We start from the raw sequence: 25078 nt of genomic DNA, 5'->3' as shown, positions 1-25078 counted from the left end.
TCCTTAATTCGTTCGATCAGCCGCGCGCGATAACCGCTGCGTCAGCTTCGACCTTCTCGGCCGCTTTCTCGCGGATCAGCTTTTCCAGCTCGTCCACCAGATTGTCATTCGTCAGTTTCTGCGACGGCTTGCCGTCGATGTAAATCAGGTTTGGCGTGCCGCCGGTCAAGCCGATATGGGCTTCCTTGGCTTCGCCGGGGCCGTTGACCACGCAACCGATCACCGCGACATCCAGCGGCACCAGCAGGTCTTCAAGGCGCCCTTCCAGCTCGTTCATGGTCTTGACCACATCGAAGTTCTGCCGCGAGCAGCTCGGGCAGGCGATGAAGTTGATGCCACGGGAACGCAGATGCAAAGACTTGAGAATGTCGTAACCGACCTTCACTTCCTCGACCGGGTCGGCCGCCAGCGAGATGCGGATAGTATCGCCAATCCCCTCGGCGAGCAGCATACCTAGGCCCACGGCGGATTTCACTGTACCGGAGCGCAATCCGCCGGCTTCGGTGATGCCCAGGTGCAGCGGCTGGACGATTTCCTTGGCCAGCAGACGGTAGGCTTCAACGGCCATGAACACGTCGGAAGCCTTCACGCTGACCTTGAAGTCCTGGAAATTCAGGCGTTCGAGGTGTTCGACGTGACGCAGGGCGGACTCGACCAGCGCGGCCGGGGTCGGCTCGCCGTATTTCTTTTGCAGGTCTTTTTCCAGGGAACCAGCGTTGACGCCGATGCGGATCGGGATCCCGCGGTCACGGGCGGCATCGACCACCGCACGCACGCGGTCTTCGCGACCGATGTTGCCCGGGTTGATGCGCAGGCAGTCCACACCCAGTTCGGCCACGCGCAAAGCGATCTTGTAGTCGAAATGGATGTCGGCAACCAACGGCACCTTGACCAGTTGCTTGATCTTGCCGAACGCCTCGGCGGCGTCCATGTCCGGTACCGACACGCGGACGATGTCGACGCCGGCAGCTTCCAGACGGTTGATCTGTGCGACGGTGGCAGCGACGTCATTGGTGTCGCTGTTGGTCATGCTCTGCACAGCGATAGGGGCATCGCCGCCCACGGGCACGTTACCGACCCAGATCTTGCGCGATTCGCGACGTTTGATTGGAGATTCGCCGTGCATGACTTATTGACCCAACTTCAGGCGAGCGGTCTCGCCACTGGTGAACGGAGCGACATCGACCGGCTGGCCGTTGTAGCTGACCTGCGCGCCACGGGCAACGCCCAGACGCACGGCAAACGGAGGCTTGCCAACGACAGACAGGCTGTCGCCCTTACGCTTGAGGCCGCTGTACAGCACTTTGCCGCTGCCATCGGTCACTTGAGTCCAGCAATCGGCGATGAACTGCACTTGAACCTGGCCTTGACCTGCGGCCGGAGCAACGGGCGCTGTCGGCGCGGGTGCAGCGACGGCCGGGGCTGCCGGGGCAGTGACGGTCGGTGCAGGCGTGGCCGGAGCGGCTGGCGCCGGATTCGCTGGAGCAGCAACCACAGGCGCCGGCGTATGAGCCGGTGCAGCCGGAGTAGCGGCTGGCGCAGCAGGTGCCGGAGCAACCGGTGCGGTGGCTGGAGCCGTGGCCTCGGTCTCGGCGCCGGTCGATTCAGCCGTGGATTCCGATTGAGGCAGTGCCAGAGCGGTCGACCCCTCGGCTTCGCCTTCCGCGACGGCCTGGTCTTCCGGCTCGTCGAGCGGATGAATCTGGGTGGTGCCGTCGGCGCCTTCGACTTCGACGTGCTCCGGTGCCAGGCCAATCAGGTCCTTGGTGCGCTGCGAAGTCTGATCCTGCCACCAGACGAATCCACCGCCGATGACCGCAATCAGCAGCAACAGGCTGACGATACGCAAAATGGTGTGGGAAACCCGTACCGGCTCTTCGATACGGCCCAGAGCGTGGACGTTGCTGCCCTGGGAATCGGTGCCGGTAGACTGGTCGAATTGCTGGACCAGAACGGTCTGATCCATGCCGAGCAATTTGGCGTAGGCGCGAATGTAACCGCGAGCGAAGGTATGCCCGGGCAACTTGTCGAATGCGCCGGCTTCAAGATTGCTCAGGGAAGTCACGGTGAGGTTGAGCTTGAGGGCCACTTCGGCCAGCGACCAGCCATTGCTTTCGCGGGCCTGGCGCAGGGTCTCACCGGGGTTAACGCGATTCGCTGCTACAACTTCGGGATGCGCCGCTTTCATCATTGCTCCGACAGGTATTGCTGATATTCCGGCGTACCGGGATAGAGTCGTTTTAATTGCAGGCCCGCACTGGCGGCCTTGTCGCGATCTTCAAATACTTTTGCCAACCGAACGGCGAGCAACAGACTACGTGCATTTTGCTCGGAGAGCTGGCTGAAACGGTCGTAATAGTCACGCGCGGGCACATAATGCCTGTCTTCGAATGACAACTCAGCCATTTCCAGCAATGCCCGTGGCTGCTGACGGTTCAAACGCAGCGCTTTTTCCAGCTGCTGCTGCGCCAGATCACGCTCCCCAAGCTTCGCCGCCGTCATGCCGAGGTTCTCGAACACCCGCGAACGCTCAGGATACAGGGTATCGGCGGCCGCCTGTTCAAAACGCTCGTAGGCTTCCTTGTAACGCTGTTCTTCGTAGAGAAAACTGCCGTAGTTGTTGAGGATGCGCGCATCGGCGGGACGGGAGGACAAGGCTTTGCGGAAGTGTTCGTCAGCAAGCGCAGGTTCCATTTCAGCCTGGAACACCAGCCCCAGCGCGGCATTGGCGTCGGGATCCGAACCGTCCAGCTCCAGGGCCTTCTTCAGTGGAACCTTGGCCCGCTCGGTCATGCCCTGCTGCAAGTATCCCAGCCCCAGCTGCACGTAGGCAGCCCGCGCTTCGTCACGGCCCTTGCTGGTCTTCATCGGGTTGTAATCACCCGACAGGACACAACCAGCACACAGGCTGGCCAACAGCAACAGCAGCGCAAAGCGCAGGGACATAGAGATCCTCTCTTAGTTAGTGTTCGCGGCGTTCTGTGCCAGATCGCTGTCGGCGCTCAATTCGCGGACGGCGATGTAACGTTCGCTGCGACGGGTGCGATCCAGCACCTGCCCTACCAATTGACCACAAGCCGCGTCGATGTCTTCACCACGGGTGGTGCGCACGGTGACGTTGAAACCGGCCTGGTGAAGCTGATCCTGGAACCGGCGGATGGCGTTGTTGCTCGGCCGCTCGTACCCGGAATGCGGGAACGGGTTGAACGGAATCAGGTTGATCTTGCATGGAATGTTCTTCAGCAGCTCGATCATTTCCACGGCGTGTTCAAGCTTGTCGTTGACGTCCTTGAGCAAGGTGTACTCGATGGTCAGCACGCGCTTCTCGCCCAGTTCGGACATGTAGCGCTGGCACGACTCGAGCAGCATCTTAAGCGGATATTTCTTGTTGATCGGCACCAATTGGTTACGCAATGCGTCATTCGGTGCGTGCAGGGACAACGCCAGGGATACGTCGATGTGCTTGGCCAGCTCATCGATCATCGGCACCACACCCGACGTGGACAGGGTCACGCGGCGCTTGGAGATCCCGTAGCCCAGGTCATCCATCATCAGATGCATGGCGGCCACGACGTTGTCGAAGTTCAGCAGCGGTTCGCCCATCCCCATCATCACCACGTTGGTGATGGCGCGGTCAATGGTAGCCGGAACACTGCCGAAGGATTTGTTGGCAATCCACACCTGGCCGATGACTTCGGCGGCGGTGAGGTTGCTGTTGAAGCCTTGCTTGCCGGTGGAGCAGAAACTGCAATCCAGGGCACAGCCTGCCTGGGACGAAACGCACAGAGTGCCGCGTTTGCCTTGGGGAATGTAAACGGTCTCGACGCAGCTGCCGGACGCCACGCGCACCACCCACTTGCGGGTGCCGTCGCTGGAAATGTCCTCGCTGACCACTTCGGGACCACGGACCTCAGCAACAGCCTTGAGCTTTTCGCGCAAGGCCTTGCTGACGTTCGTCATGGCGTCGAAATCATCGACGCCAAAGTGGTGAATCCATTTCATTACCTGACCGGCACGGAAACGCTTCTCCCCGATTGAGTCGAAGAATTTTTCCATTTCCGGCTGGGTCAGACCCAGCAGGTTGGTTTTAACAGTCGATGTCGTCATGGATTCACCTTCACTCTTAAGCCAATGCTTAGCGAGTGGTTACTTCAGTAGCTGCGAAGAAGTAAGCGATTTCGCGAGCAGCAGCGGCTTCGGAGTCCGAACCGTGAACGGCGTTGGCGTCGATCGATTCAGCGAAGTCAGCACGGATGGTGCCTGGAGCAGCTTCTTTAGGGTTGGTAGCGCCCATCAGCTCACGGTTGCGAGCGATGGCGTTTTCGCCTTCCAGAACCTGAACAACAACAGGACCCGAAGTCATGAAGGCAACCAGGTCGCCGAAGAAACCACGAGCGCTGTGCTCAGCGTAGAAGCCTTCGGCTTCGGCTTTGGACAGTTGCTTCAGTTTCGAAGCTACAACGCGCAGGCCAGCGTCTTCGAAGCGAGTGGTGATCTTGCCGATCACGTTTTTAGCAACGGCGTCAGGCTTGATGATGGAGAAAGTACGTTGAACAGCCATGGTGTAACTCCAGAAACGGTAATTTGCGAAAAATTAAACCCGCGAATTATACGCGGGTTCTTGGGTATTGCCTAACCTGCGAGGACGATCAGTCTATTTCATCATTCCAGAGCTGCTGAACCGCTTCCAACACCTTCTCGCCGACACGGCCAGAGTTGTTGTCGAAGTCAGGCAGCTCCATGATCCATCGCTGCAGGTCGACGAAATTGACAGAAAACGGATCTACACCCGGCTTGGCTTCCGCCAGCTCTTCTGCAATACGTTGAACATCATTCCAACCGTAGCTCATGACAGTCTTACCAGTCAGTGCGGCGCTTCGGCCGCATGGTTAAGCGAATATTTCGGAATTTCTACGGTGATGTCTTCTTCACCGACGATCGCCTGACAAGCCAGGCGCGACTGGGCTTCCAGACCCCAGGCACGATCAAGGAAATCTTCCTCCAACTCGTCAGCTTCTTCCAGCGAGTCAAAACCCTCGCGGATGATGCAGTGACAAGTGGTGCAGGCGCAGACGCCGCCGCAGGCGCTTTCCATCTCGATGTGGTGTTCGTGAGCCAGTTCGAGGATCGACGTGCCAGGCGCAGCGTCAACGACCATGCCTTCAGGGCAGAACTTCTCGTGGGGCAGAAAAATGACCTGCGGCATCAGATATCCTCGATTTCATTCAGATTGCGCCCCGACAGAGCGGCTTTCACCGTCTGATCCATACGACGGGCTGCAAAAGCATCGGTCACTTGCGACAGACGCTTGGTCTGCTGCTCGATGGCGTAGCCATCGGTGCCTTTCATCAGTTCGGTCAGTTCCTGCACCTGCAGATCGATGACCATGCGCTCTTCGGCGTCGAGCAAACGCTCGCCATCCGCCTCAAGAGCGCCCTGCACCGCTTCGATCAGGCGCTGAGCATCGACTTGCTGCTCGCGAAGAACGCGGGCGACCTTGTCGTCATTGGCGTGCTGGAACGAATCTTTCAGCATCTTGGCGATTTCGCCGTCGGTCAGGCCATAGGACGGCTTGACCTGAATGCTTGCCTCGACGCCCGAACCCAGTTCACGGGCAGAGACGCTGAGCAAGCCGTCGGCATCGACCTGGAAGGTCACGCGAATTTTCGCCGCACCGGCCACCATCGCCGGGATGCCGCGCAATTCGAAGCGAGCCAGGGAGCGGCAATCGCTGATCAGCTCACGCTCGCCCTGCAATACGTGGATCGCCATGGCCGACTGGCCATCTTTATAAGTGGTGAAGTCCTGGGCGCGAGCGACGGGGATGGTGGTGTTACGCGGAATCACCTTCTCCATCAGGCCGCCCATGGTTTCCAGCCCCAGGGACAGCGGAATCACGTCGAGCAGCAACAGTTCGCCGCCATCGCGCTTGTTGCCAGCCAGCGTATCGGCCTGGATCGCGGCACCGATGGCCACCACTTGATCCGGGTCGATTTCGGTCAGCGGCTGACGACCGAAGGCTTCGGCGACGGCTTCACGAACACGCGGAACGCGGGTCGAACCACCGACCATGACCACGGCGTGCACGTCTTCCAGCTCGACGCCGGAATCGCGGACGGCGCGGCGGCAGGCTTTCAGGCTGCGGGCGACCATTGGCTCAATCAGCGCATCGAAGGCTTCGCGGGTCAGTTGCGCTTTCCAGTCACCGTAGGCAACTTCAACACTGTCAGAGTCCGTCAGGGCTTCTTTGGCGGCGCAGGCGGTTTGAAGCAGGCTGCGTTGTGCGCCCGGATCGAGGTCGGCGGACAAACCGGCGCTCTCGATGATCCAGCCGGCAATCGCATGATCGAAATCATCGCCACCCAGCGCACTGTCGCCGCCAGTGGCCAGCACTTCGAAGACACCGCCAGTCAGGCGCAGAATCGAAATATCGAATGTGCCGCCGCCCAGGTCATAAATCGCGACCAGGCCTTCGGCATGTTGATCCAGACCGTATGCCACCGCCGCAGCGGTCGGCTCGTTGAGCAGACGCAACACGTTCAGACCGGCGAGTTTCGCCGCGTCCTTGGTAGCCTGGCGCTGAGCATCGTCGAAATACGCCGGAACGGTGATCACCGCGCCCACCAGCTCACCGCCAAGGGTGGCTTCAGCGCGCTGACGCAATACTTTCAGGATATCGGCGGAAACTTCGACCGGGCTTTTCGGGCCCTGCACGGTGTCGATGAACGGCATGTGCGATTCGCCACCGAGAAAGCGGTACGGCAGTTGATCGCCCAATTGCTTGACGTCGGACAGACCACGCCCCATCAGGCGCTTGACCGACAGCACGGTGTTCAGGGGATCGGAGGATGCGGCCAGCTTGGCCGACTCGCCGACTTCGACGCGATCGGCGTGATAACGCACGGCGGAAGGCAGGATGACCCGCCCTTCGGCATCGGCCAGCGGTTCGGAAAGACCACTGCGCAACGCAGCGACCAGCGAATTGGTAGTACCCAAGTCGATCCCCACAGCCAGACGACGCTGGTGCGGTTGAGGACTTTGGCCGGGTTCGGCGATCTGCAGTAGGGCCATCGTGATCAGGACTTATCTGTATATCAGGCGTGCGACCGGAGCGGCACTGGGTTAATCGTCGAGGCGCTCTTCTAACTGGCGCACTTCGTAGGTGAGCTTGTCGAGGAACTGCATGCGCCGCATCAGGCGTTCGGCCTGCTCGCGTTGCGCTGCATCATCCCAACAGGCTGCGAAGCTTTCGTTGAGCTCTTCCTGGGCGGTTTTCAGGCGACGCTTGAACGCCGCGACACCGTCCAGATCGGCACTGTCCTGCAGATCTTCGAGCTCTTCGCGCCATTGCATCTGCTGCAGAAGAAACTCGGGATCGTGGACGGTGACTTCCATCGGCACTTCATGCCCGCTGATGGTCAGCAGGTAACGTGCACGCTGGGCCGGACTCTTGAGCGTCTGGTAGGCATCATTGAGCCGCGCAGACTGCTCGAGCGCCGACCGCTGCTCGCGCTCGGAAGCATCGGCAAAGCGGTCAGGATGAACGCCGCGCGCCAACTCGCGATAGCGCGTGGCCAACTGCTCGAGATCCAGACGAAAGCCCGGTTGCAGCTCGAATAAAGCGAAATGACAAGGAATACCCACGACAAGCCTCAGATGTTGAAGCTTTCGCCGCAGCCACATTCACCGCGTACGTTGGGGTTGTTGAACTTGAAGCCTTCGTTCAACCCTTCCTTGACGAAGTCGAGCTCGGTGCCGTCGAGGTAGGCCAGGCTCTTCGGGTCGATGATCACTTTTTCGCCGTGACTCTCGAACACCTGATCTTCTGCAACCACCTCGTCGACAAACTCCAGCACGTAGGCAAGGCCGGAACAGCCCGTGGTGCGAACACCCAGACGAATCCCTTCACCCTTGCCGCGCCCGTCGAGGGAGCGTCGCACGTGTCGAGCAGCCGCTTCTGTCATGCTGATAGCCATCATTGACTCCTTACTCGTCGCCCAATGCTTAGATCAAGCCTTTCTTCTGCTTGTAATCGCGAACGGCGGCCTTGATGGCGTCTTCAGCGAGAACCGAGCAGTGGATTTTCACTGGCGGCAGGGCCAGTTCTTCGGCCAGCTGAGTGTTCTTGATGGTTTCAGCTTCGTCCAGGGTCTTGCCCTTCATCCACTCGGTAGCGAGGGAGCTGGAGGCGATAGCCGAACCGCAGCCGTAGGTCTTGAACTTGGCGTCTTCGATAACGCCCTGATCGTTGACCTTGATTTGCAGACGCATCACGTCGCCGCACGCCGGAGCGCCGACCATGCCGGTGCCGACATCAGGATCTTCCGCGTTCATCTTGCCGACGTTGCGCGGGTTTTCGTAGTGGTCGATGACCTTTTCGCTGTAAGCCATGATTCTCAATCCTCACTCATCAGGGCCGCTCTTGAGACCCTGCAACTGCGCTGCGTAAACCGCCGCGTCGCTACAGGATCTGTATCCGGCGGCTTCTATATTTAGTGTGCCGCCCACTCGATCTTCGAGATATCGACGCCGTCTTTGTACATGTCCCACAGCGGCGACAGAGCGCGCAGCTTGGTAACGGCCTCGCAGACTTTCTGCGCGGCGTAGTCGATTTCTTCTTCGGTGGTGAAACGGCCGAAGGTGAAACGGATCGAGCTGTGTGCCAGTTCGTCGTTGCGGCCCAGGGCGCGCAGTACGTACGAAGGCTCAAGCGACGCCGAGGTGCAGGCCGAACCGGACGAAACCGCCAGATCCTTGAGCGCCATGATCAGCGACTCGCCTTCAACGTAGTTGAAGCTCAGGTTCAGGTTGTGCGGAACGCGGGCGGTCAGGCTGCCGTTGACGTACAGCTCTTCCAGGTGCTCGACCTGCTTGTAGAAACGGTCGCTCAACGCCTTGATGCGGACGTTTTCGGCAGCCATGTCTTCCTTGGCCACACGGAACGCTTCGCCCATGCCGACGATCTGGTGAGTCGCCAGGGTGCCGGAACGCATGCCGCGCTCGTGACCGCCGCCGTGCATGGTCGCTTCGATGCGCACACGCGGCTTGCGGCTGACGTACAGCGCGCCGATGCCTTTAGGGCCGTAGGTCTTGTGGGCGGAGAACGACATCATGTCGACTTTCAGTTTCTGCAGGTCGATTTCGACCTTGCCGGTGGACTGAGCGGCGTCGACGTGGAACAGGATGCCTTTGGAGCGAAGCAGCTCGCCGATGGCGGCGATATCGTTGACGGTGCCGATTTCGTTGTTCACGTGCATCACCGACACCAGGATGGTGTCTTCGCGCAGCGCGGCTTCGATCATGGCCGGGGTGATCAGGCCATCTTCGGTCGGATCGAGGTAGGTGACTTCGAAACCTTCACGCTCCAGCTGGCGCATGGTGTCGAGGACAGCCTTGTGTTCGATCTTGGAGGTGATCAGGTGCTTGCCCTTGGAGGCGTAGAAATGTGCCGCACCCTTGATTGCCAGGTTGTCGGACTCGGTGGCACCGGAGGTCCAGACGATTTCACGCGGGTCGGCGTTGACCAGATCGGCCACCTGACGACGGGCGTTTTCGACGGACTCTTCGGCTTTCCAGCCGAACACGTGGGAACGGGACGCCGGGTTACCGAAGTTTCCGTCGACCAGCAGGCATTCACTCATTTTTTGCGCAACGCGCGGATCGACCGGGGTGGTCGCAGAGTAATCAAGGTAAATCGGCAATTTCATGGACTATCTCCTAAATCAGGCTGGCTGGCGTGCCGCTAGCTCTCTGGCTGTCATTCGACGGCGGACGCTTCAATCTTGTCCAGGCGCGGCGCCTTGCCATTGCAACGACGCTGATCCTGACGCTGGGCCACTTCCTGCACCTCACGGCGAGTTACGAGGTCGGCCAAGCTGATACCGCTGAGAAATTCGTGAATCTGCAGGCTCAGATCGCACCACAGGTGATGGGTCAGGCAGGTGTCACCGGAGTGGCAGTCGCCCTGGCCCTGGCATTTTGTTGCATCGACCGATTCGTTCACCGCATCGATCACCTGAGCCACCTGGATGCCCTGCATGTCGCGGGACAACTGGTAGCCACCGCCCGGACCGCGAACGCTGGAAACCAGGTTGCTGCGGCGCAGCTTGGCGAAAAGCTGTTCGAGATAGGACAGGGAGATGCCTTGGCGCTCGGAGATATCGGCCAGGGACACCGGCCCGTGTTGCGCGTGCAACGCCAGGTCAAGCATGGCGGTCACGGCGTATCGGCCTTTTGTAGTCAGTCGCATGGACAATTACCACGGAGTTCGGAATGGGCGGGAGTATGCAATTCCCGAGCATTTAAGTCAACTATAAGACCTAGTGCTTTAGTCGGGTTTACCCGCAAAAGAGCGCGCGAATGATAGCAGGGTCTGCGGCCTAATGGCACACCGGTCGGCAGCAGCCCTGCAAGTGCGTCAGTGGAGCTTGGATTCGTCCTTGCCCTTGACGCAGGCGAAGTCTTCTTCACGCAGCTCGGGCAGATCTTTCGCACAATAATTACTGCCCAGATCCTTCAGCGCGCCGCACATTCCCTCCAGACGTCCGTCCACCGCTTGCAGGTGATCGAGCAACTGGCCGATGGCGCGCGCCACCGGATCGGGCATGTCTTCACTGACGCCGTAGGCATCAAAGCCGATCTTCTCGGCCATCGCCTTGCGCTTGGCGTCAGCCTCGTCATCGGACTTGACGATGATCCGGCCCGGAATCCCCACCACGGTGGCACCCGGTGGCACTTCTTTGGTGACCACGGCATTGGACCCGACCTTGGCGCCGGCACCCACAGTGAACGGACCGAGCACCTTCGCGCCCGCCCCCACCACGACGCCATCGCCGAGTGTCGGGTGACGCTTGCCCTTGTTCCAGCTGGTACCACCCAGGGTGACGCCCTGATAGATCGTCACGTCATCGCCGATTTCAGCGGTTTCGCCGATCACGATGCCCATGCCGTGGTCGATGAAGAAGCGTCGACCGACCTTGGCACCCGGATGGATCTCGATCCCGGTCAGCCAGCGACCAAAGTTCGACACCAGCCGCGCCAGCCATTTCAGATCATTGCGCCAGAGCATGCCGGCCAGTCGATGAATCCAGATTGCATGCATGCCGGGGTAGCAGGTCAGGACTTCAAAAGCGTTACGCGCCGCCGGGTCTCGGTGGAATACGCTCTGGATATCTTCACGCAAACGCTCGAACATCATTAATCCTTCCGCTTAAGGAGCTCGCCACGGGCCGCTTTCTGGGTTTCCGTGAGGATGCCACGCAAAATATTCATTTCCGCCCGGCTGACCGAGCTGCGTCCGTACAACCGGCGCAGGCGCGCCATCAAGTGCCGCGGTTTTTCCGGATCGAGGAATTCGATGGCCACCAGGGTCTGTTCCAGGTGTTCATAGAACCGCTCCAGCTCATCCATGGTCGCAAGCTCTGCGCTTTTCACGGAGGCCACTTCTTCCTTCTCGATCTTCGTCGGCTGACCTTGTGCAGCCAGCCACGCCATGCGCACTTCATAGCTCAACACCTGCACCGCCGCCCCGAGGTTCAGCGAGCTGAACTCAGGATCGGAGGGGATGTGCACGTGATAGTGACATCGCTGCAGCTCGTCGTTGGTCAGTCCGGAATCTTCACGACCGAACACCAGCGCGATTTCCGCGCCCTGCCCTGCCTCCTCGACCACTTTGGTCCCGCACTCGCGCGGGTCCAGCAATGGCCAGGGAATACGCCGGTCACGGGCACTGGTGCCAAGCACCAGATTGCAACCGACCAAGGCGTCTTCCAAGGTGGCGACGACTTGCGCGTTTTCAAGGATGTCACCGGCACCCGAAGCACGAGCATCGGCTTCGTGATGCGGAAAGACGCGCGGATCAACCAGCACCAAGCGCGACAGGCCCATGTTTTTCATGGCGCGCGCAGTCCCGCCGATGTTTCCCGGATGGCTGGTGTTGACCAGGACGACACGAATATTTTGCAGCACGGCGGGCGCTCTCGGACTCGGCAAAGGGGTGCAAATCTTACAGAACAGCCTACCGTTAAGCTATGAAAGCGAACAGCGACCTTCACCTGAAGAAAAGTTCTGATAGAATGCGCGGCTTTCTTTAACAACCTTAGGTGACACATCCATGCAGCCCATGCTGAATATCGCGCTGCGCGCCGCCCGCAGCGCCAGTGAACTGATCTTCCGCTCCATCGAGCGCCTGGATACCATCAAGGTCGACGAAAAAGACGCCAAGGATTACGTATCCGAGGTCGATCGCGCCGCCGAACAGAAAATCATCGACGCCCTGCGCAAGGCTTACCCGAATCACTCGATCATGGGTGAAGAGACCGGCCTGCACGCCGGCACCGGCATCGAAGGCGAAGAATACCTGTGGATCATCGATCCGCTGGACGGCACCACCAACTTCCTGCGCGGCATTCCTCACTTCGCTGTCAGCATTGCCTGTAAATACCGTGGTCGCCTGGAACACGCCGTTGTTCTGGATCCGGTTCGCCAGGAAGAATTCACCGCCAGCCGTGGTCGCGGCGCTCAACTGAACGGTCGCCGCCTGCGTGTCAGCGGTCGCACAAGCCTGGACGGCGCTCTGCTCGGCACCGGCTTCCCGTTCCGTGACGACCAGATGGACAACCTCGACAACTACCTGGGCATGTTCCGCGCCCTGGTTGGCCAGACTGCCGGCATCCGCCGCGCCGGTTCGGCAAGCCTGGATCTGGCTTACGTGGCCGCCGGCCGTTTCGACGCGTTCTGGGAGTCGGGTCTGTCCGAGTGGGACATGGCTGCTGGCGCCCTGCTGATTCAGGAAGCAGGCGGCCTGGTGAGCGACTTCACCGGCGGTCACGACTTCCTTGAAAAAGGCCACGTCGTTGCCGGCAACACCAAATGCTTCAAGGCAGTTCTGACGGCGATCCAGCCGCACCTGCCGGCCTCGCTGAAGCGCTAAGCGCTTCGCGAAACCAAAAAAACACCCTTCGGGGTGTTTTTTTATGGGCATGAAAAAGCACCCCGAAGGGTGCTTTTCTTATAAGCCATCAACCAGTCACTGGCCCGGCTCGTTCTGCGACAGGATCAGCTTGCCTTCCTTGTCGACCGGAATCTGGTTGCCCGGATCACGATCCATCCGCACCTTGCCTTCCTTGCCGTCCAGCGAATACCGGACGTCATAGCCCACGACCTTGTCGCTGATGTCATTCACCGTGTTACAGCGAGTCTGAGTCGTGGTGTAGGTATCACGCTCCTGCATACCCTCCTGAACCTTGTTACCGGCGTAACCACCACCGACCGCACCGGCCACCGTGGCAATCTTCTTGCCGGTGCCGCCGCCGATCTGGTTACCCAGCAGACCACCCGCCAGCGCACCGACCACGGTGCCGGCGATCTGGTGTTGATCTTTCACCGGCGCCTGCCGGGTCACTGTCACATCCTTGCACACTTCACGTGGAGTCTTGATCTGTGTTTTGACCGGTTCTACGGCCAGCACTTGCGCATACTCAGGGCCGCTTTTAACCAGGCTGTAGGTGGCAACAGCACCCCCGGCAGTCACACCGACAGCACCCAATACCGCACCAACCAGCAACGACTTGTTCACATGAACCTCCTGACCATCACATGCGGGACGCGCCCGCGCTTCTCCCAGCCTTGGAGCAAAAAAAAAGACGCGAGTTCAACTCGCGTCTTTTTTGACTGACAACCGGGAAAACGATGGCCGTTATGGACGGTCGTCGACTTCCTTCTCGGTGTTGACCGGCGGAATCAGGTCTTCCGTCGACAGGTTCAGCCAGATCAGCACCACGTTGGCGATGTAGATCGACGAGTAGGTACCCGCCAGAACACCCACCAGCAGCGCCAGGGAGAAGCCGTACAGGTTGTCACCGCCGAAGAACAGCAGTGCCGCGATCGCCAGCAAGGTCGAAACCGAGGTCGCGATGGTCCGCAGCAGGGTCTGGGTGGTCGAGATGTTGATGTTCTCGATCAGCGTGGCCTTGCGCAGAACACGGAAGTTCTCACGCACCCGGTCGAACACGACGATGGTGTCGTTGAGCGAGTAACCGATGATCGCCAGTACCGCCGCCAGCACCGTCAGGTCGAAGGTGATCTGGAAGAACGACAGGATACCCACGGTCACGATCACGTCGTGAATCAGCGACACGATAGCGCCGACCGCAAACTTCCACTGAAAGCGGAAAGCCAGGTAGATCAGGATGCCACCGAGCGCCAGCAGCATGCCCATGCCGCCCTGGTCACGCAGCTCTTCACCGACCTGCGGGCCGACGAACTCGACGCGCTTGACGGTCGCCGGGTTGTCGCCGCCGACCTTCTGCAGCGCTTCCGCCACCTGATGGCCCAGCTGCGGGTCTTCACCCGGCATGCGCACCAGCAGATCGGTGGTCGCGCCGAAGTTCTGCACGACGGCTTCGTGATAACCGGAAGAAACCAGTTGCTCGCGCACCTTGGTGACATCGGCCGGACGCTCGTAGGTCAGCTCGATGAGCGTACCGCCGGTGAAGTCCAGACCCCAGTTCATGCCCTTGTGGAACACACTGAAGATTGCCAGCAAGGTCAGAAATACAGTGACGCCGAACGCAAAGTTGCGGACGCCCATGAAGTTGATTGTACGTAACATGGCAGCCCCTTAAATCCACAACTTCTTGAAGTCACGACCGCCGAAGATCAGGTTGACCATCGCGCGGGTGACCATGATGGCCGTGAACATCGAAGTCAGAACCCCGAGGGACATGGTTACTGCGAAGCCCTTCACGGGGCCGGTGCCCATGGCGAAGAGGATGCCGCCGACCAGCAAGGTGGTCAGGTTGGCGTCGAGAATCGCAGTGAATGCCCGACCGAAGCCTTCGTTGATTGCACGCTGCACGGTCATGCCGGCGGCGATCTCTTCACGAATCCGCGAGAAGATCAGTACGTTGGCGTCGACCGCCATACCCATGGTCAACACGATACCGGCGATACCCGGCAGGGTCAGCGTAGCGCCCAGCAGCGACATCAGCGCCAGCAGCAGCACCATGTTCACCGCCAGTGCGACGGTGGCGATCAGGCCGAAGAAACGGTAGATGGCGATGATGAACAGCGAGACGAACAGCATGCCCCACAGCGATGCATCGATACCCTTGGTGATGTTGTCCGCACCCAGGCTCGGGCCGATGGTACGTTCTTCAGCGAAGTACATCGGAGCAGCCAGACCACCGGCACGCAGCAGCAGCGCCAGTTCGGACGACTCGCCCTGGCCGTTCAGGCCGGTGATACGGAACTGAGCACCCAGCGGCGATTGAATGGTCGCCAGGCTGATGATCTTCTTCTCTTCCTTGAAGGTCTGCACCGCGACGTCTTTCTCGACGCCGTCGACCACTTGCTTGGTGTAAGTGGTGACCGGACGCTGCTCGATGAAGATCACCGCCATGCTGCGACCGACGTTGCTGCGGGTAGCGCGGCTCATCAGCTCGCCACCGTGGCCATCCAGACGGATGTTCACTTCAGGTGTGCCGTGCTCGCCGAAACCGGCCTTGGCGTCAGTCACCTGGTCACCGGTGATGATCAGGCCACGCTCGATCTGGGCAGGAGGACGATTGCCTTCGCGGAATTCGAAAGTTTCGGAAGTGGCTTTCGAAGCACCCGGCTCTGCAGCCAGACGGAACTCCAGGTTGGCCGTCTTGCCGAGGATACGCTTGGCTTCGGCAGTGTCCTGCACGCCCGGCAGCTCAACCACGATTCGGTTGGCGCCCTGACGCTGGACGATCGGTTCGGCAACACCCAGCTCGTTGACGCGGTTACGTACCGTGGTCAAGTTCTGCTTGATGGAGTATTCACGGATTTCCGCCAGCTTGGCCGGGGTCATCGCCAGACGCAGCACCGGTTGACCGTTGAGGTCGGCCGGAACAATGTCGAAATCGTTGAAATTCTTGCGGATCAGCGCACGGGCCTGTTCGCGGGAGTCAGCATCGCTGAAGCCCAGCTGAATGGCGCCATTGAGTTGCGGCAGGCTGCGATAACGCAGTTTCTCCTTGCGCAACAGGCTCTTGACGTCGCCTTCGTAGACTTTCAGGCGGGCATCGAGAGCTTTGTCCATGTCCACTTCCAGCAGGAAGTGCACACCACCGGACAAGTCCAGACCCAGCTTCATCGGGTGCGCGGCCACGCTGCGCAGCCATTGCGGGGTGGTTTGTGCCAGGTTCAGCGCGACGACGTAGTCATCACCCAATGCCTTGCGGACAACGTCCTTGGCCGGCAGCTGGTCTTCAGCCTTGGTCAGACGGATCAGACCGCCCTTGCCGTTCGCAGCCAGGCTCGATGCCTTGACGTTGATCCCGGATTCCTTGAGCGCGGTGCTCACGCGATCCAGATCGGCCTGATTGACCTGCAGGGCCGTGCTGGCGCCGCTGATCTGAATGGCCGGGTCATCGGGGTATAGATTCGGAGCGGAATAAATCAGACCGATCGCCAGCACCGCCAGGATCAGAATGTATTTCCACAGAGGATATTTGTTCAGCATCACGCCGCCCGTTATGAACGCGGGGCGCCTTGCGCGCCCCGTCGATTGAGTAGAAGTTGGAACCTTAGATCGCTTTCAGCGTGCCTTTTGGCAGCGTGGCGGCGATGGCGCCCTTCTGGAACTTCATTTCCACGGTGTCGGAAACTTCCAGAACCACGAAGTCATCGGCCACTTTGGTGATCTTGCCGGCGATGCCGCCGGTGGTGACCACTTCGTCGCCCTTCTGCAGGCTGCTCAGCAGGTTCTTCTGCTCTTTGGCGCGCTTGGCCTGTGGACGCCAGATCATCAGGTAGAAGATGACCAGGAAGCCGACCAGGAAAATCCACTCGAAGCCGCCGCCCATAGGCGCTGCAGCCGGTGCAGCCGCGTCAGCCATGGCATTAGAGATAAAAAAGCTCATTTAGCACTCCAGTTGCAAATGTTGAATCTTGGGGTCAGAAAACTCAGTCCAAAGGCGGAACGGGAAGCCCGCGTTTGGCGTAGAAGGCATCGACAAAGGCGGCCAATGTACCCTGTTGAATAGCCTCGCGCAAACCAGCCATCAGCACCTGATAATGGCGCAAATTGTGGATGGTATTGAGCATGCTGCCGAGCATTTCGCCGCACTTGTCCAGATGATGCAGATAAGCGCGGGAGAAGTTCTGGCAGGTATAGCAATCGCAGGTCGGATCCAGCGGCGAATCATCATGGCGATGGAACGCGTTACGGATCTTCAGCACGCCTGTATCAATGAACAGATGCCCGTTGCGGGCATTACGGGTTGGCATCACGCAATCGAACATGTCCACACCGCGGCGCACACCCTCAACCAGATCTTCCGGTTTGCCAACGCCCATAAGGTAACGAGGTTTGTCAGCCGGCATCATGCCCGGCAGGTAGTCCAGCACCTTGATCATTTCATGCTTGGGCTCGCCCACCGACAGACCGCCGATGGCCAGGCCGTCGAAGCCGATCTTGTCCAGACCTTCCAGCGAGCGCATGCGCAGGTCCTGGTGCATGCCACCCTGAACGATGCCGAACAGCGCCGCCGTGTTGTCGCCATGGGCATTCTTCGAACGCTGGGCCCAGCGCAGCGACAGCTCCATGGACACACGGGCCACGTCTTCGTCAGCCGGGTACGGCGTGCATTCGTCGAAGATCATCACGATGTCCGAGCCCAGATCACGCTGGACCTGCATCGACTCTTCCGGGCCCATGAACACTTTCGAGCCGTCGACCGGGGAGGCGAAGGTCACGCCCTCCTCCTTGATCTTGCGCATGGCGCCGAGGCTGAACACCTGGAAACCGCCGGAGTCGGTCAGGATCGGACCTTTCCACTGCATGAAATCGTGCAGGTCGCCGTGTTCCTTGATCACTTCGGTACCCGGGCGCAGCCACAGGTGGAAGGTGTTGCCCAGAATGATCTCCGCGCCCGTGGCGACGATGTCACGCGGCAACATGCCCTTGACCGTGCCGTAGGTGCCCACCGGCATGAAGGCCGGGGTCTCGACGGTGCCACGAGGGAAGGTCAGACGACCACGACGAGCCTTGCCATCGGTGGCAAGCAACTCGAAAGACATACGACAGGTGCGACTCATACGGATTCCTCTGGGCCGCGGGGAGCGGGATTACGGGTGATGAACATCGCATCACCGTAGCTGAAAAAGCGGTATCCGTTATCGACCGCGGCTTTGTAGGCAGCCATGGTTTCCGGATAACCGGCGAATGCCGAAACCAGCATCAACAGCGTGGATTCGGGCAAATGGAAATTGGTGACCAAGGCATCGACCACGTGGAACGGCCGGCCCGGGAAGATAAAGATGTCGGTGTCGCCGCTGAACGGCTTGAGCACGCCATCGCGGGCGGCGCTTTCCAGCGAACGCACGCTGGTGGTGCCGACAGCGATGACTCGACCGCCGCGCTCACGGCAAGCGGCGACTGCATCGACCACGTCCTGACCGACTTCCAGCCACTCGGTGTGCATGTGGTGATCTTCGATCTTCTCGACGCGCACCGGCTGGAACGTGCCGGCGCCGACGTGCAGCGTGACGAACGCAGTCTCGACACCCTTGGCGGCGATCGCTTCCATCAGCGTCTGATCGAAATGCAGCCCGGCGGTCGGCGCCGCCACCGCGCCGAGTTTCTCGGCATACACGGTCTGATAGCGCTCGCGATCCGAACCTTCGTCCGGGCGGTCTATATAAGGAGGCAACGGCATGTGGCCGACGCGATCAAGCAGCGGCAGCACTTCTTCGGCAAACCCCAGCTCGAACAGCGCATCGTGACGCGCCAGCATCTCGGCTTCGCCGCCGCCGTCGATCAGGATCTTCGAACCCGGCTTCGGCGACTTGCTGGAACGCACATGGGCCAGCACGCGGTGGGAATCGAGCACGCGTTCGATGAGGATTTCCAGCTTGCCGCCGGACTCCTTCTGCCCGAACAGGCGCGCCGGAATCACCCGGGTATTGTTGAACACCATCAGATCGCCGGGGCGCAAATGCTCCAGCAGATCAGTGAATTGACGGTGTGCCAGGGCGCCGCTGACCCCATCCAGGGTCAACAGGCGACTACCGCGACGCTCGGCCAAAGGATGGCGGGCAATCAGCGAATCAGGAAGCTCGAAGGTAAAGTCAGCAACGCGCATGATGGGGTTCGTCTAGCAGGGCCGGAAAGTCTAGCGGAAATATCGAAAATTGACCATGAAACGTGATTGACCAACGGTAGGCACCTCTCTATACTTCGCCGCCATTGAGCCCTGATGGCGGAATTGGTAGACGCGGCGGATTCAAAATCCGTTTTCGAAAGGAGTGGGAGTTCGAGTCTCCCTCGGGGCACCACATAGCAGTATCTGAGAGTCTCTACCAGTCTCTCAGACCCAAAGAAACCGGCCACTTGGCCGGTTTTTTTGTGCCTAACTGTTTCCCCCTGTCTCCCCTATCCGTTGTATCCCTGTATCCCTCCTTGTATCCTGAGAAAATTACCTAACTTTGGGATACAAGGATGAAGCGCGCAGACATCAAGCGCCGCCCTCTCGCCGATACCACCCTTGCAGGACTTGAACCCGAAACAAAGGAATACCGGGAGCTGGATGGAAACGGCTTATATTTCCGGGTCAAACCGGACGGGGGCAAATCATGGCAACTCCGGTACAAGCGTCCTGCAGGCAATTGGGCATGGATGGGCCTTGGAGGCTATCCAGAAGTCAGCGGCGCACTTGCCCGCGAAAAAGCAGCTGAGCTACGAAAGGTCGTCAGCAGCGGTGCGGATCCTCTGGAACAAAAACGCTCGGCAAAAGCGGCAATCGATGCCGCTCGAACCCGAACCTTCAGAGCGGCTGCGGAAGCTTGGCTCAAGGCAAAGGAGGAAAAAGGTCTCGCCTCCTCCACTCTCAATAAAATCCGCACCTACCTCGACAAAGACATTCTTCCAGCGCTTGGTGATAAACCTCTGGACGAAATAACCCGAACCGACTGTGCAAATCTCCAGGCCTCACTCGAAGCTCGGGAGGCGCATAACGTTGCTGAAAAATGTCGGACATGGGTCAATCAGATTTTCGGCAGAGCAATCGGCTTAGGACTGACAGAAAACGATCCCGGTAGCCGTCTACGCGACATCGCAGCTCAAGCACCGAAGACTCAACAACACCCTCATTTGCTAGAGCCCGAACTTGGCGAGTTTCTGACCGCCTTAAAGAACACTCCCAGCAGACTGACCGCCCGAACGGCGGCATGGCTTTGCATATGGACAGCCTCAAGGCCGGGAATGGTTCGTCTAGCGGAGTGGAAAGAGTTTGATCTCGATAGAGCTCTTTGGACTACACCTGCATCGAAGATGAAGATGCGCCGAGACTTTGTGTGTCCCCTTCCGCGCCAAGCGCTGATCGCCCTTAGAGAGCTGCACACTTTAACCGGACGCAGCCGCTGGCTATTTCCTGGAGTAGGCGCGAAGAATCCTACGATCAGTGAAAACACGATAAATAAGGTATTCGCGACCATTGGCTATAAAGGACGTCTTGTTGGCCACGGCACACGCCATACAGCGAGCACCCTGCTCCGTGAACACGGATGGCCAAAGGAACATGTGGAGGCCCAATTGGCCCACAAAGAAGAGGGTATCTCGGGGGTCTACAACAAAGCTCAGTACCTCGAGCAACGGACAGCAATGATGCAGTGGTATGCCGATCATCTGGACAAACTACAGACCGGGAACGTTGTGCCAGGCCAGTTTGGAAAGGCGATTTGACCGTGCAAACTCCGAACCCTCAAAAAAACGGTGTTCCGCGTGTTCCATGTGTTCCGAAACTCCTGAAAGCCTCTAATTTCGTGGCTTTCAGCGGTGGAACACAAATGGCCTGCAGGTGGAACACATGGGAGACGGAACACATAAGGTGTTCCGGAATCAGCCACGGCCAGAGGCTTAAATGGCCTTCTTCTCTCTGTCGGCTTCCTAGCATCGGCGGGCGCAGGCGATCGCGTTTTTTCGGGTCCGTAAACGGGGCGAGGGGAAAATAATGAATAGCAGATTCAATTTAAGCGTCCCGATCGACGTCGAAGGCTGGGAGAACATCGAGGCGCTTGAGCATCTAGTGCTGTACGAAGAATTCGCAGAGCGCATCAATCGAGTCGTTGAACTCATCCGCGAGGGTCAACTGCATTGGGCAAATCATCTGAACGACGCTGGCGAATGGACAGTAGACGCAGTCCGCGTTCTACGAGAGGTTAGACGTCACTCCTACAATATTCATCAACGCATAGGATTGTTTCAGGATGACTTAGCTAGCACCATCCGATGGTTTATCGGCGAGTCCACGGAGTCAGCTTTTACAGATTGCCAATGCGTTGCGGCATTGGCACTAGATCGCGCTTGCCGCGCGATTGAAGTGCTGGGCCGATGGTTGAGGGAATTTCACGAGGATCTTTACAGCGGTGAGCGGGATATTCTGATTGCTTTAGCTGAAGAGTCCCCTGAAAGTTTCGACGTGCTTGTGAACGAAATCCGTCAAAAGCAGGCTTCCCTTGAAGCCGATGCTCGTGAACAAGCGGCAGACTTTATTGGTGCAGCCCAGCACTACATGATTCTAGCGAGGGTGTATGCCTCGCCAGTATTAAGCAGTAGAGAGAAAACCCGAATCAGCGTCACTGCTAGAAAAGCTGGAAATAACTCAGCGGGCATACGCCGTGAGGCCTCTGCAGATCGCAATCAGAGTATTTGCTCGCATGCTACGCGCCTCCTCAACGACGGACGATCAAAACGAGAGATCGTCGGCATTATTTTTGGTACTGACAGTGCGCTAAAAGCGCCAGGGAGTTCGGCCAAGCTATCTAAAAAACAAATACGCAACATTTTAACCTCTGCCGGAATACTTACTTAGACCCACATAGATACTAATCATCTCTAAAAGCACTCAACGCCCCCAGAGCAGCAAACTAAAAATCCAAATTTTCAAATCAGGGACCCCATGAAAATCTACGTCGACACAAACATTTTTTACAATGATTGGTTTATGAGGCAGTCCAACTTTAGATACTTCTTCCACTACATAGCAAATGAGAACGAAGAGCTTCTCATCTCCAAAGTAGTATGTGAGGAGGTGGAAAATATTCGTCGACGCGAAACACTTGAGGCCATACAAAAAATCAAAAACGAATTAAAATCCCTAGTCAAACTCTTGCCACAACCGCTAGCACCTGATCTATCGACAGCGGAAAGCTATGATTTTGATTTTATCGAACACCTAGAAGATCGTTGTGACAACCTTGAATTCCTCGAATACGAAGAAGTCAGCCACAGAGAGGTTGTAGCACGTGCACTGAGCAATAAAAAGCCGTTTTCCGACGGTGAAAAAGGATACAGAGACACACTCATCTGGCTTTCCCTAGTCCATCACCTGAAGAAAACCAAATATAAGGGTGACGTTGTTTTTTTAACAAACAACACTTCCGATTTTTTCGAAAAGAAAGGCTCCGAATTAACCTTACATAAAGACTTAGTAAATGATCTCAATACACATGATATAACTGCAAAAATTCGACCTTGCGATTCCCTATTCTCGTTTGTACGCGACCACGTTGAGAAAAATGAAAACCTTGTAAACAACGGCCTTATAAATGACATATTAATTGAAGAGGGCTGCAAATTTTTTCGCAACATATCAGCTAGTGAGTTGCTAAACGTACTTGATGGTACAAGCTGGGCTGGACTGCCACTGCAAAATCTGATTTTCTCTGATGTGGATGTTATGGAAGGATTAGAGGATGAGCATTTAGAAAGCGGCGAAGAATTAGGAAAGAGCGAAGTTTTCTTATCATACACCTTCAACATACGAATACTGGAGATTTGGCTGGAAGTCCCTAAGCTAGACTATTTCAGCCGACAAAGCGATTTCGATAGAGAGTTTTACGAAGTTACGCAGAAAGACAATAGCGTATTACTTCAAACTTTTATCAGACCTTATTTCGACATCAGCTTCATCTACAACACGCAAAACGACTCTTACAAAGATGTCAGTATTGCCTGCAGACGCCTTAGATAAAATGCTTGTGAGTTTTATTTTTTAACACGGATATCAGAAATTAACGATTAGATAGCCCTGGCACGACTCCTGCGATTGCTATCTGGCTGTGTCCAAGGGGATCATCAGACTAGGCTGCTACCTTCCAGGTCTCACTCGAGGGTTTGGTAACCGCGCGAATGGATGTCCAGTCCAGCCCACTCTACACGCCTGAAATCATTTAGAAGGGAAACGAACCACTGTTCGTTTCCCTTTCTGCACTTAGCGTTAGCCCTGTATCTCTTAACGACTACAGGAAACGCTAAATGACTGACACAACGCGCCAATCCATCTCCCCTCTTCCGCCCTTCGCCACCGACTTGCTCACGCCCGATCAGGTGGCCGCCACCCTGGGTCTATCGCACCGTACACTCGCCGCTTGGCGCAGTTCGCGTCGCAATCCGCTGCCGTATGTAAAAGTCGGAAGCCGTGTGCGTTATCGACCTAAGGATGTGTCGACGTGGCTCGAAAGCCGCACACACAGCTCTCCCGCAACCGCGAGGAACGAGAAATGAAAACCTCTCGCCTCCACTCCGCTGCAAACGACTCCACGCCAATCGACCCATCGCTGACCCTTATCCGAATTGGCGAGGTCATGAGTATCGTCGGTCTCGCCCGCCCGACTATCTACAAGCTGATGAATGAGCCTGAAAGTAACTTTCCAAAAACTGTAAAGCTCACAAACAGCAACGCTCGCGGCGCCCCGGTCGCCTGGGTTTTGTCCGAAGTCCAAGCGTGGGCACGTGGTCGCATTGAAGCCCGTGATGAGGTGGCCGCATGAAGCGTAATTACTGCCCATTCAAAGGCCCCTTCCACGACTCCTATAGCGTTGGCTTTCAGCTCTACACTCAAGGCGGCATCAATTGGCGGCATCGCACCATCGCCGGCGTGAGCTGGAACGGTGAAGAAAAAGAGGCGTTCTTTTTCAATCCTGACGGCCTCGTTATGCCGCTCACTCCCAATGCCTGGGAACTGCCAGACATTATCCGCAAACACGCTATTCGCCGCGAGTTTTCAAGCGTTCACGGCCACGGTCATTTCGCGATGAAAGAAGGCCGCCGCGCAGGGCTGAGTCAATCAGCACTGAACAACTGGGTCACCTACTGGCTGATCGATCAGAAGGACGGCTACTCGAATGATCCTCACGTCTGGAGCCATATCGTTGAGAAGGACATCGAGCAAGAAAAGATCATCAACGAACGGCTCTACGCAGACCTACGCATCACGTCCGATCTCACCCAATACATGGAAACGTGCCTGAACGAGCGGCGCAATGTGCTCGCCGAGCGGCACCGTCGTCGCTGCGCAGAAGACAGCAAGATCGCCGCGTGGCTCAAAGGTGAAACTCCGCCCCCATTGTTTGCCAACGTGCAGGAGGCAGCGTGAGCCGTTCGATTGCCAATCAAGCCTTGATGCATCCCTTTTCAGTGCTGCGCTGCATCGGTTTTTCATCCACCACAATGCAGCGTCTCGAGCGCTATCGCAGCCGCCAGGACAAACAGGGACGCGTGGTCAGCGTACTTAGCTGGGCCGACGGCACTTGGTGCGCCCTCGCACTCCACTGCGAAAACATCGGTGCGGTGATCGTCGACGAAGGCCAGCAAACGGAAGCCTACGAAGACGCCCGCTCAATGCTCAATGACGGCTTCCTGCCCCTGCTCAATCTGCGTTGGGAAGCCCACGCCTGAAACGAAAACGCCCCCGGCGGCAACCGGGGGCGTTTGAGGTCAATCTGTATGCCCGGTCAATTTATGTCGCATCAAAAAAATGCGCAAGGCTTCGTGCTGGTTGCGCGGATAAAAACTCGGGGTTATCCTGCCGCCATCACTGCAAAATCAGTGATCGGGTTTGGCGACCCGAGTACATACAGGCGCACAGGCGCCCCCATACCGATTGCTGGCGCTTTTTTTGTGCCCGCACTCCTGCTTTATGGTGGCTGTGCGTGGGAGACCTTCGGGTCTGCCGGGGTCCTGTATGCCCGGTTCGCCAACCCGCGCACAGCTGCCACCCTTACATCGTTTGGCGACGATCCGTGGCAGCTCCTCACATACAGGAGCTTC

The 25078-nt window shown here is 58.1% G+C and carries 29 protein-coding genes and 1 tRNA gene; 9 read left to right on the top strand and 21 right to left on the bottom strand.

The window, feature by feature from the left end:
• Window positions 1-16: 16 nt before the first annotated feature.
• From ispG to trmJ, 15 genes are all read right to left on the bottom strand, one after another.
• Entirely contained in the window at window positions 17-1126 is a 1110-nt protein-coding gene (ispG, locus tag L6D82_RS25630; RefSeq protein ID WP_007956680.1) for a flavodoxin-dependent (E)-4-hydroxy-3-methylbut-2-enyl-diphosphate synthase, read from the bottom strand.
• A 3-nt stretch (window positions 1127-1129) separates the two neighbouring features.
• Window positions 1130-2188: a RodZ domain-containing protein gene (locus tag L6D82_RS25625; RefSeq protein ID WP_102716890.1), complete on the bottom strand. Its 1059-nt coding sequence runs from the start codon at window positions 2186-2188 to the stop codon at window positions 1130-1132.
• Window positions 2188-2946, bottom strand: a complete 759-nt coding sequence (gene pilW / locus L6D82_RS25620) for a type IV pilus biogenesis/stability protein PilW (protein WP_085745313.1) — start codon at window positions 2944-2946, stop codon at window positions 2188-2190. Before pilW ends, L6D82_RS25625 begins: the two co-directional genes overlap by 1 nt.
• A gap of 12 nt (window positions 2947-2958) precedes the next feature.
• Window positions 2959-4107, bottom strand: coding sequence for a dual-specificity RNA methyltransferase RlmN (rlmN, locus tag L6D82_RS25615; protein ID WP_007956683.1), 1149 nt, complete (start codon window positions 4105-4107; stop codon window positions 2959-2961).
• A gap of 28 nt (window positions 4108-4135) precedes the next feature.
• A complete protein-coding gene (ndk, locus tag L6D82_RS25610; RefSeq protein ID WP_039765715.1) occupies window positions 4136-4561 on the bottom strand; it encodes a nucleoside-diphosphate kinase in 426 nt (141 codons plus the stop codon).
• A gap of 88 nt (window positions 4562-4649) precedes the next feature.
• A complete protein-coding gene (gene iscX / locus L6D82_RS25605) occupies window positions 4650-4850 on the bottom strand; it encodes a Fe-S cluster assembly protein IscX (protein WP_085684618.1) in 201 nt (66 codons plus the stop codon).
• Window positions 4851-4864: 14 nt separating this feature from the next.
• A complete protein-coding gene (gene fdx / locus L6D82_RS25600) occupies window positions 4865-5206 on the bottom strand; it encodes an ISC system 2Fe-2S type ferredoxin (RefSeq protein WP_007956685.1) in 342 nt (113 codons plus the stop codon).
• On the bottom strand, window positions 5206-7071 hold the full coding sequence (gene hscA / locus L6D82_RS25595; protein WP_102716891.1) for a Fe-S protein assembly chaperone HscA: 1866 nt from the start codon (window positions 7069-7071) through the stop codon (window positions 5206-5208). Before hscA ends, fdx begins: the two co-directional genes overlap by 1 nt.
• Window positions 7072-7122: 51 nt before the next feature.
• Window positions 7123-7644, bottom strand: a complete 522-nt coding sequence (gene hscB / locus L6D82_RS25590; protein WP_007956687.1) for a co-chaperone HscB — start codon at window positions 7642-7644, stop codon at window positions 7123-7125.
• Window positions 7645-7652: 8 nt separating this feature from the next.
• Window positions 7653-7976, bottom strand: coding sequence for an iron-sulfur cluster assembly protein IscA (iscA, locus tag L6D82_RS25585; protein WP_003227904.1), 324 nt, complete (start codon window positions 7974-7976; stop codon window positions 7653-7655).
• A gap of 28 nt (window positions 7977-8004) precedes the next feature.
• Window positions 8005-8391: a Fe-S cluster assembly scaffold IscU gene (gene iscU, locus L6D82_RS25580; RefSeq protein WP_003227907.1), complete on the bottom strand. Its 387-nt coding sequence runs from the start codon at window positions 8389-8391 to the stop codon at window positions 8005-8007.
• Window positions 8392-8492: 101 nt separating this feature from the next.
• On the bottom strand, window positions 8493-9707 hold the full coding sequence (locus tag L6D82_RS25575; RefSeq protein ID WP_007956689.1) for an IscS subfamily cysteine desulfurase: 1215 nt from the start codon (window positions 9705-9707) through the stop codon (window positions 8493-8495).
• A gap of 50 nt (window positions 9708-9757) precedes the next feature.
• Complete coding sequence (gene iscR / locus L6D82_RS25570; protein ID WP_007956690.1) at window positions 9758-10249, bottom strand: Fe-S cluster assembly transcriptional regulator IscR; 492 nt, start codon at window positions 10247-10249, stop codon at window positions 9758-9760.
• 168 nt (window positions 10250-10417) lie between these two features.
• Entirely contained in the window at window positions 10418-11194 is a 777-nt protein-coding gene (gene cysE, locus L6D82_RS25565; protein ID WP_007956691.1) for a serine O-acetyltransferase, read from the bottom strand.
• A gap of 2 nt (window positions 11195-11196) precedes the next feature.
• Complete coding sequence (gene trmJ, locus L6D82_RS25560; RefSeq protein WP_007956692.1) at window positions 11197-11967, bottom strand: tRNA (cytosine(32)/uridine(32)-2'-O)-methyltransferase TrmJ; 771 nt, start codon at window positions 11965-11967, stop codon at window positions 11197-11199.
• Window positions 11968-12112: 145 nt separating this feature from the next.
• Between trmJ and suhB the strand changes: the two genes are divergently transcribed.
• Entirely contained in the window at window positions 12113-12931 is an 819-nt protein-coding gene (suhB, locus tag L6D82_RS25555; protein ID WP_007941397.1) for a type III secretion system regulator SuhB, read from the top strand.
• A 96-nt stretch (window positions 12932-13027) separates the two neighbouring features.
• Here suhB and L6D82_RS25550 read toward each other — a convergent pair whose 3' ends face one another.
• From L6D82_RS25550 to queA, 6 genes are all read right to left on the bottom strand, one after another.
• Window positions 13028-13576: a glycine zipper 2TM domain-containing protein gene (locus L6D82_RS25550; protein ID WP_007956693.1), complete on the bottom strand. Its 549-nt coding sequence runs from the start codon at window positions 13574-13576 to the stop codon at window positions 13028-13030.
• Between the two features lie 120 nt (window positions 13577-13696).
• A complete protein-coding gene (gene secF, locus L6D82_RS25545; protein WP_007956694.1) occupies window positions 13697-14611 on the bottom strand; it encodes a protein translocase subunit SecF in 915 nt (304 codons plus the stop codon).
• Window positions 14612-14620: 9 nt separating this feature from the next.
• Window positions 14621-16489, bottom strand: a complete 1869-nt coding sequence (gene secD, locus L6D82_RS25540) for a protein translocase subunit SecD (RefSeq protein ID WP_039765691.1) — start codon at window positions 16487-16489, stop codon at window positions 14621-14623.
• A gap of 64 nt (window positions 16490-16553) precedes the next feature.
• Entirely contained in the window at window positions 16554-16889 is a 336-nt protein-coding gene (gene yajC / locus L6D82_RS25535) for a preprotein translocase subunit YajC (protein ID WP_007956696.1), read from the bottom strand.
• Between the two features lie 43 nt (window positions 16890-16932).
• On the bottom strand, window positions 16933-18048 hold the full coding sequence (gene tgt, locus L6D82_RS25530) for a tRNA guanosine(34) transglycosylase Tgt (RefSeq protein ID WP_161794909.1): 1116 nt from the start codon (window positions 18046-18048) through the stop codon (window positions 16933-16935).
• 14 nt (window positions 18049-18062) lie between these two features.
• The gene (queA, locus tag L6D82_RS25525) at window positions 18063-19112 is read right to left on the bottom strand and encodes a tRNA preQ1(34) S-adenosylmethionine ribosyltransferase-isomerase QueA (RefSeq protein WP_236191909.1); all 1050 of its coding nucleotides are present in this window, start codon (window positions 19110-19112) and stop codon (window positions 18063-18065) included.
• 108 nt (window positions 19113-19220) lie between these two features.
• On the opposite strand from queA, the gene L6D82_RS25520 reads away from it, so the two are divergent.
• The 8 genes from L6D82_RS25520 to L6D82_RS25485 all read left to right on the top strand — a co-directional run bounded on the left by L6D82_RS25520 (window position 19221) and on the right by L6D82_RS25485 (window position 24706).
• Window positions 19221-19305: transfer RNA gene (locus L6D82_RS25520), tRNA-Leu, on the top strand.
• A 163-nt stretch (window positions 19306-19468) separates the two neighbouring features.
• The gene (locus L6D82_RS25515; protein WP_236191908.1) at window positions 19469-20710 is read left to right on the top strand and encodes a tyrosine-type recombinase/integrase; all 1242 of its coding nucleotides are present in this window, start codon (window positions 19469-19471) and stop codon (window positions 20708-20710) included.
• 268 nt (window positions 20711-20978) lie between these two features.
• The gene (locus L6D82_RS25510) at window positions 20979-21839 is read left to right on the top strand and encodes a hypothetical protein (RefSeq protein ID WP_236191907.1); all 861 of its coding nucleotides are present in this window, start codon (window positions 20979-20981) and stop codon (window positions 21837-21839) included.
• A gap of 87 nt (window positions 21840-21926) precedes the next feature.
• The gene (locus tag L6D82_RS25505) at window positions 21927-23000 is read left to right on the top strand and encodes a PIN domain-containing protein (protein ID WP_236191906.1); all 1074 of its coding nucleotides are present in this window, start codon (window positions 21927-21929) and stop codon (window positions 22998-23000) included.
• Window positions 23001-23284: 284 nt separating this feature from the next.
• Window positions 23285-23533 (top strand): helix-turn-helix domain-containing protein, encoded by a 249-nt coding sequence (locus L6D82_RS25500; RefSeq protein WP_236191905.1) that lies wholly within the window; start codon window positions 23285-23287, stop codon window positions 23531-23533.
• Window positions 23530-23799, top strand: coding sequence for a helix-turn-helix transcriptional regulator (locus L6D82_RS25495; protein ID WP_236191904.1), 270 nt, complete (start codon window positions 23530-23532; stop codon window positions 23797-23799). The genes L6D82_RS25500 and L6D82_RS25495 overlap by 4 nt, the downstream gene beginning before the upstream one ends.
• Entirely contained in the window at window positions 23796-24404 is a 609-nt protein-coding gene (locus L6D82_RS25490; protein WP_236191903.1) for a hypothetical protein, read from the top strand. The genes L6D82_RS25495 and L6D82_RS25490 overlap by 4 nt, the downstream gene beginning before the upstream one ends.
• Window positions 24401-24706, top strand: coding sequence for a hypothetical protein (locus L6D82_RS25485; protein ID WP_236191902.1), 306 nt, complete (start codon window positions 24401-24403; stop codon window positions 24704-24706). The genes L6D82_RS25490 and L6D82_RS25485 overlap by 4 nt, the downstream gene beginning before the upstream one ends.
• The last annotated feature ends 372 nt before the right edge of the window (window positions 24707-25078 follow it).

The organism is Pseudomonas paraglycinae, from assembly GCF_021601625.1.
GTDB lineage: Bacteria > Pseudomonadota > Gammaproteobacteria > Pseudomonadales > Pseudomonadaceae > Aquipseudomonas > Aquipseudomonas paraglycinae.
This window is presented reverse-complemented; position numbering and strand designations above follow the sequence as displayed.